Raw genomic sequence first — 12,941 nt, 5'->3', positions numbered from 1 at the left:
AGTGACCAACGTAACGAACACCCGCGAGTACACCGGCAACTGGAACTTCACCGCCAATGGGCACTCGTGCTCCGGCCAGACCTCGACGTGGAACTTCTCCTACGGCGGTGTGAGCAACACCAACAATCACCCGTACTCGAACTGCAGCTAACACTCCCGGCATGTTGTCGCGGCGCCGTCGTAGCACGGCGGTCGGCGTTGTCCTGTCTCAGCGAAGGTTGAGCGGTTCTCATCGAAGATTGAGCGGGTCGGCCAGGGCGGGACGGACAGGGCGGCCCGCCAGGGGGCTCACTGGGTGTCCCCGCATGAAACAGGCCCCGCCCTGAGGCGGGGCCTGTCGGCTCGATGGTCTCACTTCAGGTGCCGGGTGAAGAACTTGGCCGCCGTGTCCCCCGCGTGCTGCGGGACGCCGGTGTGCCCGCCCATGTTGGCGTGCAGGGTCTTCTCCCTGGACCCGAAGGCGTCGAACAGGTCCAGGGCCGCCTGCCGGTCGTTCCCCTCGTCGTCCCACTGCAGCAGGACGTGCAGCGGAATGGTGACCTGGCGGGCCTCCTCGAACATGGCGCGAGGGACGAAACTCCCGGCGAACAGAACGGCGGCCGAGATGCGCGGCTCGACCACCGCAAGGCGGACACCGATGGAGATCACTCCACCCGAGTAGCCGACTGGGCCGCCGAGCTCGGGCAGCGCGAGGAGGGCGTCCAGGGCGGCCTGCCATTCCGGGACCGACTTGTCGACCAGCGGGAGGATGAGGGCGTCGATGATCTCGTCGCTGACCCGCTCGCCGGCCTCGAGCGCCCGGCGCATGTCGGCGAGGGCCTGCTCGGCGGCGGGCAAGCGGGGCCGGTCACCGCTTCCGGGGAGCTCGATGGTGGCCGTGGCGAAGCCGTCCGCCGCAGCGTGCCGGGCCCGGGCCACCAGCCGGGGGTATGCCTTGCGCAGCCCGAGGGGAGGGGGGCTGAGCAGGATCAGCGGCGCCGGTGCGGACGCGAATGCGGGGGTCCACAGGATGCCGGGGATCTCGCCGAGGGTGAATGCGCGCTCGAGGATGCCGTCGTCGAGGCGTTGCTCAGAAGTGAAGTGCATGGTCGTGCCTTTCAGGAGTGCCACTGAACGGCGCTCCCGGACGACCTATCGCCCGACCGTGACCCCGGAGGGGAGCACCCATGTCGATACTGCGTTCACGGGTACCACCTCCTCGTTCTCTCGCACGGCCTCCGGAAACGTAGCAGTGGCCATCGTGGTCCGCCAACGGGTTTTTACGGAAGCGCCCCTGGCCGGATCTGCTCGACCTGTCCGTCTGGTGGAGCGACCGCGGTCCGCCCGGTGGTGCTGGCTGCTCCTGAGCCAGTGCCGGTCCTCCGGCTGCTGAAGGAAGGCGCAGGCGGGGGTGCCGGCGGCGACATGCGGGAGTGGCCGACTTGCGTTGGAGTGTGCTCCAACTCTTAGTTTTCTGTCCGTGGCCGTCGGCCGCGTCTCGCGGAAGCGGGGCGCGCCGGGCGGCCGGAACGACACTGTGAGCTGGATGGAGCACGACATGACTGCCGAGAACACGACCGCCGAGACCCGCCAGGACCGTTTCGAGCGGGGTATGCGGGTGCTCGCCGCCATCGACGGCGAAGCCGGTGAGCGGGTCGTCTCCTCGCTCGCGGACATCTCGCCGGAGCTGGGCCACCAGGTCGCGGCCTGGGGCTTCGGCGACATCTACAGCCGCCCGGGCCTGGCGCCCCGGGACCGGCAGCTGGTGACCATCGGCATGCTGACCGCGCTCGGCGGGTGCGAGCCGCAGCTGGAGGTGCACGTCAACGCCTCGCTGAACGTGGGGCTGACGCCCGAGGAGATCGTCGAGGCGATGCTGCACTCCGCCGTCTACTGCGGTTTCCCCAAGGCGCTCAACGCGACGTTCGTGGCGAAGAAGGTGTTCGGCGAGCGCGGTCTGCTGCCGGTCGGGGGACAGTAGACCAGGGCGGCAGGGCAGCGTGGTCAGGCGGTGGGGATGGTGGCGCGGAACTTGCCGGCGAGGTCGGCGCCGCGGATGACGCCGCCCGTGTGGTAGGTCAGGCCCCAGGCGCTGATCGCGGATCCGTCGGCGAACAGGCACATGTCGCGCAGGTGGTCGCTGTCCCGGGGCTCGCCGTCCTTGATCCAGCCGCCGACGTCGCTCTTGCGGTTGCCGAACTGGGTCGTCCCGCCAAGGTCCGCGCAGTAGGCGGCGGACGGGTTGCCCTGCGGGTGCTGCGGCAGCGCCGGCTTGCGGACGTAGGCGAGCGCGGCGAGGGTGGGCAGGTCGGCGGCGAGGGTGTCGGCGGCCACGGTGATGCGGGACGTGTCGGCGGCGGTGAATTCGCACAGCTCCCGCTGCCCGCCGAGCGGGCTGAGCCTGCCGCCGGCGTCGTAGAAGGGCCGGTACGTGCCGGCGACGCCGCCCTGGGACGCGCACCAGGCGGCCGGGGTGCGCGGCGGCTTCGACGGCTGCGCGGTGGCCTGGGTGGCGGCCGCCGCCACAGCGGCCGTGACGAGGGTGACGGCAAGGACGCGTGCTCGCATGTTGCCTCCCGTGAGCGATGAGGCACACAGTCTCCAGCGGGTCGTGTGTACGCGTCAACGACGCCTTCCGCTTCGAGCGGCAGGCCGCCCGTTCCATGCCGGCTCCGCGCGGGCGGCCACTATCCAGCAACTCGCCCAACGCGGCTGGCCCGCCACCTGCCTGGCTCGTCAGCTCGGCACCAGCGTCCATCCGCTCTGGACTCGACGCCTCCGCTGAAGACGCAGGGCCAGCGGCTGCGCGCGGGGCGTCGGCACCGACGACGAGGGCGCCCCCGCCGCCCGCGCGAGCGCTAGTGCGCCCGGCCCAGTTCCAGGGCCAGCACCCCCGCCGCCACGAGCGCGATGCCGCCGATCTGGGTCCAGGTGAGCCGGTCGCCGAACCACACCGCGCCGATGACCGACACGAGCGTCACGCCGATCGCCGACCAGATGCCGTAGGCCACGCCCAGCGCCAGGCCCCGGGCGAGCACCCGTGAGAGCAGGTAGAACGCGGTGATGTATCCGGTGACCACCACCATCGAGGCGGCGGGGCGGCTGAAGCCGTCCGAGGCGCGCAGGGCGACGGTGGCGGTGACCTCGGCGCCGATGGCTCCGGCGAGGAGCAGCCACACCGTCACCGGACGGCGAAGGTGGTGATGACGGCGGCGTGGTCCGAGGGCCAGGTGTTGGCGGCGACGGCGGGGTACGGGCTCGGATTGCCGGTGACGAGGGTGGTGGAGTCCAGGACCGTCAGGCCGTCGCCCGCGAAGAGGACGTAGTCGATGCGGTCCTGTGGTTCGGCCCGGCCGCTGCCGTCCTCGTGCAGGGGGTGGAGCGGGGACCAGGTGGCGCCCGGCTCGCTGACCGGGTCGGGGTGGGCCGTCCGGTAGGAGTCGCGCAGTCCGGCTTCCTCGGCGGCCTTGCTGACGGGCCAGGCAACGGGCCCGTACCCGCCGTGCAGCGGGGCGGCGGGCTCGGTCCAGTCGAGGTGCGAGGGGGCGTTGAAGTCGCCCAGGAGGAGGACGGGGGTGGCATCGCGCGTCGCGAGGCCGGGTGCCATCGCCCGCAGGATGTCCTCGATCTCGGCGACCCGCCCGGAGGCCCTCTCGTGCTCGACGAGCACCGGGACCGGCCGCCGGTCGAGGCAGGCGTCGTACGGCCCGTAGGGCGTGTAGTTCAGGTGCGCGTTCCAGACAGTGACTTCCTTGGTGACGTCCTGGGTGACGCCTTTCGTGTCGTCCAGGCGGACGGTGACGCCGGTGGCGCCGTAGCCGGAGGGCGCGGGCTCGCCGAAGCGGTCGGTGATGGGGTAGCGGCTGATGACGCCGAGGTTGTGGCCCGCCTGGTGGTGGTGCCAGCCGAGGGCCTCGGCGAGTTCCCGGGTGGCCGTGCCGGCTGTCTCCTGCAGGCCCACGACGTCGACGTCGGCGTCCAGCAGGACCTTGAGCTGTTTGGCGCGGTGGTCGTCCACGGGGCCGCCGCCGAGCCAGAGGTTCCAGCTCATCACCTTCAGTTCGCGCACCAGCGGTTCGTCCGCTCCCACCACGGGGACGCGCGCGGTCACCCGGGAGCCGTCGCCGGCCGCCACGACCACCTCGTGGACGCCCGTCCCCGTGGGCGTTCCGGTGAGCGTCCCGTCGGCGGTGACGTGCGCCCAGTCGGGGCCGGAGGTCTTGGTGAACGCTCCCCCGCCGCCGCGCAGCAGGCCGCGGACCGTGGCGCGGAACGGCTCGCCGACGCGGCCGTTGCGGGTGGTGAAGGCGGGAACCACGAAGCGGTCGCCGGCGGCGATCGCGCGGAGCAGGGGGACGTCCGCCTGTTCCAGGCTGCCGAGCACGGTGCGTCCGGGTGCCTCCGGTATCGGGGTGAGGGAGGGGACGGCGAGGACGCGGCATCCCGCGGCCTCGGCGGAGGCGACGCCGGTCGGGGTGTCCTCGACGGCGACGCAGGCGGAGGGCGGCACGCCCAGGGCCTGGGCGGCGGCGAGGTACGGGTCGGGGTCGGGCTTGGTGCGGGGGGTGTCGTCGGCGGTGACGGTGACCGTGAACCGGCCGGGTCCGAGGGCGGCCAGGACGGTGTCGGCCACCGCGCGCGGGGAGGCGGTGACCAGGGCGGTGGCGATGCCCCGCTCGTGGAGCCCGTCGAGCAGTTCGAGCGCGCCGGGGCGCGGCACGATCCGGTCCGCGACGCGCGTGGCGAACTCCCGGTGGAGATCCTCGGTGAGCTTGGCCGGCGGGGTGCCGGTGCCGGTGGACCTCAGCAGGTGGGCGGCGGTGTGCTCGACGGGACGGCCCAGGATGTCGGGCAGGTCGGCGTCGGTGAGTTCGTAGGCCAGCTCGGTCGCGACGTGCTGGACGGCCTGCCACCACAACTCCTCGGTGTCCACGAGGGTTCCGTCCATGTCGAAGAGGACGGCTCGCAGGGCCGGGGCGTCGGTGCTGTCGTGGGACACGGGTTCTCTTCCGTAGGGGTCCGTGGGGGTCCGTGGGGGACGTCGGGGTCAGGGGCGGGCGGCGGCGAGCACCGGGCGGTCGGGCAGGCTCAGGGTGACCGCGGCGCCCGGGGTGAGGGCGGCGGCGTCGTGGGTCGGCAGGTCGGCCTTGACCGCGGTGCCGTCGGGCAGGGTCACGGTCAGCCGGGTGACGGCGCCGAGGAAGGACGTGGCGGTGACGCGGGCCTCGCCCGTCTCCTCGGCGGTCACACGGACCGCCTCGGGGCGGACCAGGACGTCGGCCTCGGGGCCTTCGGGCACCTCGCCGTCCACCGGCAGCCGGCGGCCCAGCACCTCGACGGTCCCGTCGCCCGCGGTACGGGCGGGGATGCGGCTCATCGTGCCGACGAACTCGGCGACGAAGGCGGTGGCCGGGCGCCCGTACAGCTCGGCGGGGGTGGCGCACTGCTCCATGCGGCCGCCGCGCATGACCGCGACCCGGTCCGCCATGGACAGCGCCTCCTCCTGGTCGTGGGTGACGAACACGGTGGTGATGCCCAGTTCCTGCTGGACGCGCCGGATCTCCTCGCGGAGGGTGAGGCGCACCTTGGCGTCGAGCGCGGACAGCGGCTCGTCGAGCAGCAGCACGCGGGGGCGCAGGGCGAGGGCCCGGGCGAGGGCGATGCGTTGCTGCTGGCCGCCGGAGAGCTGGTGGGGGTAGCGGTCGCCCTTGTCGGGCAAGCCCACCAGGTCCAGGAGCTCGGCGGCACGGGCGCGCCGCCGGTCGGTGGGCACCTTGCGCATGCGCATGCCGAACGCGACGTTGTCCAGGGCGTTGAGGTGGGGGAAGAGGCTGTAGGACTGGAAGACCATCCCGGCGTCGCGGCGGTGCGCGGGGACGGCGGTGATGTCCTGTCCGTCGACGAGGATCTGTCCGGAGTCGGGGTGTTCGAAGCCGGCCAGCATGCGCAGGGCGGTGGTCTTGCCGCAGCCGGACGGGCCGAGCAGGGCGAGGAGTTCGCCGGGGCGGGCGGTCAGGTCGAGGCCGTCGAGGGCGAGGGTGGCGCCGAACGTGCGGCGCAGGCCGCGGAGTTCGACGGATGCGGCGGAGGCGGCAGCGGCGTCGGCGGAGTCGGTCGTCTTCATCTTGGTCATCGTCGTCGTCATCGTCGTCATCGTGGTCATCGGGCGGAAGCCTTACGGTCGGTGGTGGGCGTGGCGGCGCGGCGTCCGCCGAGGAAGGCCAGGGCCAGCAGCAGCGCCCAGGTGATCAGGAGGCTGAGCACGGAGACCGCGACAGTCAGCTGGGCCTGGGAGCCGCCGGCCGCGACGATCCAGACGGCGAACGGCTGGAAGCCGAGCACCCGGGCCACGGTGAACTCGCCCAGGACCAGGGCGAGGGTGAGGAACGAGGCGTTGAGCAGGGCCCCGCGCAGATTGGGCAGGACGGCACTGGCGACCGCGCGCGGCCAGCCCGCTCCGCAGCTGCGGGCCGCTTCGACGAGGGTGCGCACGTCGACGGCGCGCAGGCCCGCGTCCAGGGCGCGGTGGACGAACGGCAGGGCCATGACCGCGTAGGCGATGACGAGCACGAACGGGAAGGAGGGGTCCTGCAGCGCGGTGAACGTCTGGAACAGGGGGGTGTCGGCGAGGTGTTCCGGTCCCCAGCGCAGCACCGTGCTGATGCCGGCCACGAGCGCGATGGGCGGGACGACGAGCGGCAGTGAGCAGACGATCTCCAGTACCGGGCGCAGCCGGGGCGCGCCGAGCCGTACGGCGAGCGCGGCGGGCAGGACCAGCAGGAGGACGAGTGCCATGGTCGCGGCGGCGAGGGAGAGGGAGAGCAGCAGGCTGGGCAGGAAGCCGTCGGCGCCGAGGAGCCGTTGGTAGGCGTCGGTGGTGAATCCCTGGCCGGGGACGTCGAGGGTGAAGACCAGGGAGGCGGCCAGGGGGAGCAGGAAGTACAGGCCGGCGAGGGCGAGGGTCGCCGTGCCGCGGCGGGCCGTCAGACGAACCATCGGGCGCTCCGTCGTTGCAGGGGCAGGTGTACGGCCATCACGAGGCCGGCGACGAGGACCATGTCGAGGCTGAGGGCGAGGGCCACGTTCTCCTGGCCGACCAGGACGTTGCCGGAGATGGCGTCGGCGATCTGGAGGGTGATGAGCGGGACGGAGCTGCCCACCATGGCGGCGGCGGTGGCGTAGGCGGCGAACGCGCTGCCGAAGAGGAGGACCAGGCCGCCGAGGAGGGAGGGGGCGAGGACCGGGAGGGCGACGTGGCGCCAGTACTGGGCCTTGGTCGCGCCGTTGTTCTGGGCGGCCTCGCGCCACTGGACGCGCAGGCCCTCCAGGGCGGGGGTGATGGTGAGGACCATGAGGGGGATGAGGAAGTACAGATAGGTGAGGGTCAGGCCCCAGAAGCTGTAGAGGCTCCAGCCGGCGTCGGCCAGGCCGAGGTGCCGGGTGAGGACGCCCGCGTTGCCGAGGGTGGCGACGAAGGCGAACGCGAGGGGGACGCCGCCGAAGTTGGCGAGGACCCCGGAGCCGGTGAGGACCGCTTCGCGCAGGGTGCGGGAGCCGAAGGAGACGACGGCCTGGGCGAGCAGCAGGCCGAGGACGGCGGCGATGCCGGCCGAGACGGCGGAGAGCTTGACGCTGCCGAGCAGTGCGGTCAGGTAGGGGCCGTGGAGGGAGGTGGTGAGGTTCGCGGTGGAGAAGGACTCGGCGCCGGTGGCGGGGTCCTTGACGGTGAACGCTCCGGTGAGCATGGCCAGGGCCGGGGTCCCGAAGCCGACGGCCGCGAAGGCGAGCAGGGGCAGGGCGGCGAGCCAGGCGCGGGAGCGCTTGCGGCGGGCGGGGGCGGCGGGGGCCGCCGGGGCCCGGTCGCGGGCCCCGGAGGCGAGGAGGGCGGAGTTCGCGGTCACTGTCGGTGTCACACGGAGACGGCCTGGCCCCAGCCCTGGGCCAGGGTCTGCTTGGCCTTGGCCTGCTGGGCCTCGCTCGGGAAGGAGGGGGTGCCGGAGACCGTCGGGAGCTTGCCGGCGGCGTCCTTGTCGAGCGTGCCGTCCTTGGCCATGGCGGCCATCAGCGCGGGCCGGGCGTGGCCCTTGAGGTAGAGGTTCTGGCCCTCGGCGCTGTAGACGTACTCCTGCCACAGGCGGGCGGCGGCGGGGTGCGGGGCGTCCTTGTTGACCGCCTGCGAGTAGTACTGGGAGAACTTGCCGTCCTCGGGGACGGAGACCTGCCAGTCCACGCCCTTGGACTTGAACTCCTCGGCATAGCCGGCGTTGAGGTAGTCCCAGTCGACGCTGATGGGCGTCTCGCCCTTCTCGATGGTGGCCGGGGTGGCCTCGACGGGCGTGTAGTTGCCGTTCTTCTTCAGTTCGCCGAAGAAGTCGACGCCCGGCTTGATGTCGTCGAAGGAGCCGCCGCTCGCGAGGGAGGCCGCGTAGACGGCGGCGAAGGCGGCGCCGGCCTTGGTGGGGTTGCCGTTGAGGGCGACCTGACCCTGGTACTCGGGCTTGCGCAGGTCGGCGAAGGTCTTCGGGCACTCCTTGACGCGCTTGGCGTCGCAGCCGATGGAGACGTAGCCGCCGTAGTCGTTGTACCAGCGGGCCTGGGCGTCCTTCTGGGCCTGGGGTATGCCGTCGAAGGAGGCGACCCGGTAGGGGGCGAGGAGGCCCTGCTGGGCGGCGCTGAGGGCGAAGGAGCTGCCGAGGTCGACGACGTCGGGGGCGCGGTCCTGGCCCTTGCGGGAGGTGACGGCGCTGATCTCGTCCTGGCTGGAGCCGTTGGGGTTGTCGACGCTCACCTTGACGCCGTACTTGGCGGTGAAGCCGTCGATCAGGGCGCCGTAGTCGGCCCAGTCGCGCGGCAGGGCGATCGCGTTGAGCGTGCCTTCCTTCTTGGCCGCGGCGACCAGGGCGTCCATTCCGCCCAGGTCCTTGGCGGAGGTCGCGGTGGCCGCGGTCCTGCCGCCGGCGGTGGTCGCGGGAGCCGAGCCGCACGCGGTGAGGACGAGCGCGGTGGCGGCGAGGCCGCAGGTGACGGCGGCGGCCTTGGGCAGGGCCTGGGCGGCCCACCGGTTGCGGATGGTGATCACGGTGTCTCCTCGACACGAGTCGTCACGGGGGCGGGCCGAGCGACCCGCCGCCAACTTGTCTGGACAAGTTGGCCACAGTAGGCACGGCCTCGATGACCGGGAGGTGAACGGGAAGGGAACCCCGGCAGCCTCGGAATCGACGATTCCAACCACTCGGACCAGGCACTTTCCAAAAATCGGGGAACCATCCGATCAGTCGCGGACATACCGTGCGGAGCGCGTACGCTAGATGCACAAGACAAGAGATTGCGCACACCGGAGGAAACATCGTGGGGGCACGGTACGAGGAGATCGCCGACGAGCTGCGGCACGCGATCGACGCCGAGGAGTATCCGGTGGGGGCGCTGCTGCCGTCGGAGTCCGAGCTCGCCGCCCGCTACGGGGTCTCGCGTGGCACCGTCCGGCAGGCGGTCGCGACCCTCACCTCCGAGGGGATGATCGGCTCCCGGCAGGGGGCGCGCCGCGTCGTCCTGGCCGGTCGGCGCAGCCAGAGCTTCGCCGAGCTGCGCAGCTTCGCCCAGTGGGCGCGGTCCATGGGGCACACCGCGACCGGCCTGGTGCTCGCCACCGGCCGCCGCCCGGCCACGGCGGAGGACGCCGTCCGGCTGCACCTTGCGGAGGGCGCCGAGGTCCTGGAGGTGCTGCGCGTGCGGGGGCTCAACGGCGAGCGGGTCCTGCTGGAGCGCACCGTCTACGCCGGGTGGGTCGCCGCGGACGTCGAACGCGTCGAGCCGGACTGCGAGTCGGTCACCCAGCGGCTCTACGAGACGACGGGGCTCGTCTTCAGCTACGGCGAGCACCTCATCGACGCCGTGGCCGCCGGCACCGCGGACGCCGAGCACCTCGGCGTGCGGCGCGGCAGCCCGCTGTTGCGGGTCCGTCGGGTGACCACCACGCCCTCGGGGCGCCCGGTGGAGTGGTCCGACGACCGCTACCGCTCCGACGCGGTCAACTTCAGCGTGCACAACTCCGTGGGGTCCAACCCGCTGGCCCGCCAGGCCGGCCCGGGCATCGCGGTGAACTGACGCGCGGTGAACTGACGCGCGGGAACCGGCGCGACGCCGCCGGGGGCGCGGGCGAAGCCCCGAAGTGCCACGGCGACGACACCTCGTGTTTCCCCGCGCGTCGCCGTCCGGTACCTGGCCCGCGCAGGGTGGTGCCCGCACCGGCACCACCCCCGAAGGGAACCACCGCTCCATGCCCGTCCGCCCCACCGGCCCCGCGCCCCGTGTCCTCGTCGTCGGCATCGACGGGGTCCGGTACGACCACCTGCGGGAGCTCCCCACCCCGAACCTGGACACCGTCGCGGCGGCCGGCTTCCTCACGCCCGTCGAGATCGACCCCGGCACGCCCACGATGTCCGGGCCCTGCTGGGCCACCATCGTCACCGGCGTCGGCCCGGCCAAGCACGGCGTGTGGGGCAACAACCTCACGGGCAACCGGCTGGACGTCTTCCCGGACTTCGCCACCCGGCTGGCCCGCCAGGACGGGCGGCGCACCTTCGTGGCGGCGGGCTGGGACCCGCTGGTGGTCCAGCGGGACGGCGGGCCGCTGTTCCGGGCCCCGGCCCGGCTGTCCTTCGTGGCGCCCACCGCGCACACCACCGCCGCCTGGGACGAGTGCGACGAGCAGATCACGGCCGAGGCCGTGCACGTCCTGACCGTCTCCGACCCGGAGGTCTCGTTCGTCTACCTCGGCGCGGTGGACGAGACCGGCCACCTGGAGGGCTGCGGGGAGACGTACCGCGAGGCGGCGGTCCGGGCCGACGAGCGCCTCGGCCGGCTGCTCGCGGCGGTCCGGGGCCGCGCGTCCTACGCCGAGGAGGCGTGGACGGTCCTGGTGGTCACCGACCACGGCCACGTGGACGCGGGCGGGCACGGGGGCGACACCCCCGAGGAGCGCACGGCCTGGCTCGCGGGCTGCGGACCGCACTTCCCGCCGGGCGCGCCCGTCGGCACCGTCCGCCACCCGGACGTCGCCGCCCAGGTCTACGCCTCGCTCGGCCGGCCGATCGACCCGCACTGGACCCTGGACGGCCGCCCGTTCGGACAACCGTCCCCGGCCCCGGTGCCGGCCCCGGCGCCGGTCGGGGTGTAGCGGTCGCCTCCGCGCGGGCGGCGGTCCGGCGTCACCGGGTGCCGCGCTCCCACCGGAAGCGCTCCCCCACGATCCCCGGGTCGGTCTCCCACCAGGGGCGGGCGACCGCGGGGACGGGTGCGCGCCCGGCGACCGCCGCCGGGGTCGCGTCCGTCGCGCCGGTCACGTCCGCCGCCGTGGTCCCCTCCGGCGCGTCAGAAAGCGGCACCTCGGGAGCCCGTGTGGCGAGAGCACATGATCCGGGCGCGGTATGTCTGCGGGGTGACCACTGTGTGCTGTACCCATGCGGACCGTGCCGACTGGCCCCGCACCGCCGACCCTGGGCAAGATGCTCCCCGGTAATCCTTCGCACAACAGTTCAGCACGAAGAAGCGGCACACACCGTGGAGCCGCCGGGAGGGAACAACGGGGATGAAGTCTGTCAGCGAGGTCGATCTGCTTGCGGCCCGGGCACATGCCGGGCAGGTCGACAAGAACGGCGTGCCGTACATCGAGCACGTCCGCGCGGTGGCCGCCGGGCTCGCCCCGTTCGGCGACGACCTGGTCAAGGCAGGTCTGCTCCACGACATCCTGGAAGACACCGACTGGACCGCTGAGAGGCTGCGTGAGAGCGGGGTCCCCGCCCGGGTCGTCGAGATCGTCGAGGCGGTGACCAACGTGCCCGGCATGCCGTACGAGGAGAAGATCGCACACATCACCGCCAGCCCACAGGCGACCCTCGTGAAAATCTCCGACAACGCTCACAACTCGCGCCCGGACCGGGCCGCTCAGCTACCGCCGGACAAGCGGGAGCGCCTCGATGTGAAGTACCGGTCCGCGAGAGCCCAGCTGTGGCCGGCCGCGCGCCAGGAGGACATCGAGGCGATCGTCCGCATCGTCAACCCACCGCTGCTCGCAGAGCTGAGCGCGCGTGTCGCGGCACTGGACGGCCGCCGAGAAGCCCCTCGATCCGGCGGACGGGGCCCGAGATCTTCGTGATCCGTCCCGGACCACCGGCCCACCCGTGCGCCGGGGAGTTTCCGGCGCAGCGAAGCCGACGGCGCGAAGCGGAACGGGATCAGATGGGCAGTCCGACCAGCCCCCATCCGCGATGGTGGGCCTGAGTGACGGCTTCGCCCCAGCCGTGGAGCAGCTTGGTGAGTTCCTCGAACCGCTCGACCCATTCCCCGGGGTCGGCGGTGACGTGGGTGGTGAACGGTCCGCGTAGTTCTTCGAGCCTGGGGACGACCGTGTCCCATGCCTGCGCCAGGGCGGGGACGTCGGGGGGTGGGCAGTAGGTCCACAGGGCGCCGTGCCACGGTTCGGCGCCGTCCTCACCGGGGTCGGTGCCGGGCAGATCCCAGATCAGCCCGGCGAGGAAGTCGTCCAGCGCGGTGCGCAGGTCGTCCGGGACGTGCTCGCGCATGGCGTTCCACCGTTCGCCCGCCCAGAAGTGCGGCTTGTACGAGCCCAGCGTGCCGCCGAACTCGTACCGTCCGCACCAGGCCGGGAACCCCTCGGGGGCCGGTGGCAGCCAGGCCCAGCCGTCCTCGACCGGTCCGTCATCGTCGTCCGGATCCGCCGCCTCCATGAGCGCGCTCTCGCGTTCGAGCTCGGGGATGTTCTCCAAGTGACGCCAGTCCACTATGAGGACGGTGATGTCCGCTCCCATGGTCAAACGCTTCCTTCTGCCGTGTTCCGGGTGGCCCCTGCCTCCTCAGCGCCCCATCCCCCATTGTCCGTTAACGAGTTGTCGATCGTTTGTAGAGCGGCACCCGGGATGGTCGGGACCAGTACGCAAAAGACG

General features: G+C 72.6%; 14 protein-coding genes. 4 read left to right on the top strand and 10 right to left on the bottom strand.

Annotated features, from left to right (window positions below; all coding sequences use genetic code 11):
* Nucleotides 1-351 precede the first annotated feature (351 nt).
* Nucleotides 352-1,086 (bottom strand): dienelactone hydrolase family protein, encoded by a 735-nt coding sequence (locus ACX9I7_RS13165; RefSeq protein WP_459387429.1) that lies wholly within the window; start codon nucleotides 1,084-1,086, stop codon nucleotides 352-354.
* Nucleotides 1,087-1,537: 451 nt separating this feature from the next.
* Between ACX9I7_RS13165 and ACX9I7_RS13160 the strand changes: the two genes are divergently transcribed.
* Entirely contained in the window at nucleotides 1,538-1,960 is a 423-nt protein-coding gene (locus ACX9I7_RS13160; protein WP_189447446.1) for a carboxymuconolactone decarboxylase family protein, read from the top strand.
* Nucleotides 1,961-1,983: 23 nt separating this feature from the next.
* Here the strand turns inward: ACX9I7_RS13160 and ACX9I7_RS13155 are convergent, their stop codons facing one another.
* The 7 genes from ACX9I7_RS13155 to ACX9I7_RS13125 all read right to left on the bottom strand — a co-directional run bounded on the left by ACX9I7_RS13155 (nucleotide 1,984) and on the right by ACX9I7_RS13125 (nucleotide 9,022).
* A complete protein-coding gene (locus tag ACX9I7_RS13155; RefSeq protein ID WP_459387428.1) occupies nucleotides 1,984-2,547 on the bottom strand; it encodes a hypothetical protein in 564 nt (187 codons plus the stop codon).
* 290 nt (nucleotides 2,548-2,837) lie between these two features.
* The gene (locus ACX9I7_RS13150) at nucleotides 2,838-3,164 is read right to left on the bottom strand and encodes a DMT family transporter (RefSeq protein ID WP_387574041.1); all 327 of its coding nucleotides are present in this window, start codon (nucleotides 3,162-3,164) and stop codon (nucleotides 2,838-2,840) included.
* Nucleotides 3,161-4,978, bottom strand: coding sequence for an HAD-IA family hydrolase (locus ACX9I7_RS13145; protein ID WP_459387427.1), 1,818 nt, complete (start codon nucleotides 4,976-4,978; stop codon nucleotides 3,161-3,163). Before ACX9I7_RS13145 ends, ACX9I7_RS13150 begins: the two co-directional genes overlap by 4 nt.
* Nucleotides 4,979-5,026: 48 nt before the next feature.
* Entirely contained in the window at nucleotides 5,027-6,124 is a 1,098-nt protein-coding gene (locus tag ACX9I7_RS13140) for an ABC transporter ATP-binding protein (RefSeq protein WP_459387426.1), read from the bottom strand.
* 14 nt (nucleotides 6,125-6,138) lie between these two features.
* On the bottom strand, nucleotides 6,139-6,975 hold the full coding sequence (locus tag ACX9I7_RS13135; RefSeq protein ID WP_459387425.1) for an ABC transporter permease: 837 nt from the start codon (nucleotides 6,973-6,975) through the stop codon (nucleotides 6,139-6,141).
* The gene (locus tag ACX9I7_RS13130) at nucleotides 6,963-7,880 is read right to left on the bottom strand and encodes an ABC transporter permease (protein WP_387574047.1); all 918 of its coding nucleotides are present in this window, start codon (nucleotides 7,878-7,880) and stop codon (nucleotides 6,963-6,965) included. Before ACX9I7_RS13130 ends, ACX9I7_RS13135 begins: the two co-directional genes overlap by 13 nt.
* Nucleotides 7,881-7,888: 8 nt before the next feature.
* Nucleotides 7,889-9,022 (bottom strand): ABC transporter substrate-binding protein, encoded by a 1,134-nt coding sequence (locus tag ACX9I7_RS13125; RefSeq protein ID WP_459387434.1) that lies wholly within the window; start codon nucleotides 9,020-9,022, stop codon nucleotides 7,889-7,891.
* 305 nt (nucleotides 9,023-9,327) lie between these two features.
* Here ACX9I7_RS13125 and ACX9I7_RS13120 point away from each other — a divergent pair, with 305 nt between their 5' ends.
* Nucleotides 9,328-10,083 (top strand): GntR family transcriptional regulator, encoded by a 756-nt coding sequence (locus tag ACX9I7_RS13120; RefSeq protein ID WP_387574049.1) that lies wholly within the window; start codon nucleotides 9,328-9,330, stop codon nucleotides 10,081-10,083.
* 172 nt (nucleotides 10,084-10,255) lie between these two features.
* Nucleotides 10,256-11,155 carry an alkaline phosphatase family protein gene (locus ACX9I7_RS13115; RefSeq protein WP_459387424.1) on the top strand — a complete coding sequence of 300 codons (900 nt, stop codon included), beginning with the start codon at nucleotides 10,256-10,258 and terminating at the stop codon, nucleotides 11,153-11,155.
* Between the two features lie 31 nt (nucleotides 11,156-11,186).
* Here ACX9I7_RS13115 and ACX9I7_RS13110 read toward each other — a convergent pair whose 3' ends face one another.
* The gene (locus ACX9I7_RS13110; protein WP_459387423.1) at nucleotides 11,187-11,363 is read right to left on the bottom strand and encodes a hypothetical protein; all 177 of its coding nucleotides are present in this window, start codon (nucleotides 11,361-11,363) and stop codon (nucleotides 11,187-11,189) included.
* A gap of 203 nt (nucleotides 11,364-11,566) precedes the next feature.
* Between ACX9I7_RS13110 and ACX9I7_RS13105 the strand changes: the two genes are divergently transcribed.
* Nucleotides 11,567-12,133 (top strand): HD domain-containing protein, encoded by a 567-nt coding sequence (locus tag ACX9I7_RS13105; RefSeq protein ID WP_459387422.1) that lies wholly within the window; start codon nucleotides 11,567-11,569, stop codon nucleotides 12,131-12,133.
* A 79-nt stretch (nucleotides 12,134-12,212) separates the two neighbouring features.
* On the opposite strand, the gene ACX9I7_RS13100 is transcribed toward ACX9I7_RS13105, so the two are convergent.
* Nucleotides 12,213-12,806 (bottom strand): hypothetical protein, encoded by a 594-nt coding sequence (locus ACX9I7_RS13100; protein WP_459387421.1) that lies wholly within the window; start codon nucleotides 12,804-12,806, stop codon nucleotides 12,213-12,215.
* Nucleotides 12,807-12,941 lie beyond the last annotated feature (135 nt).

Source organism: Streptomyces sp. L500 (assembly GCF_054551825.1).
Note: the sequence above shows the minus strand (reverse complement) of the source record. Positions and strands in the feature narration are given on the sequence as shown.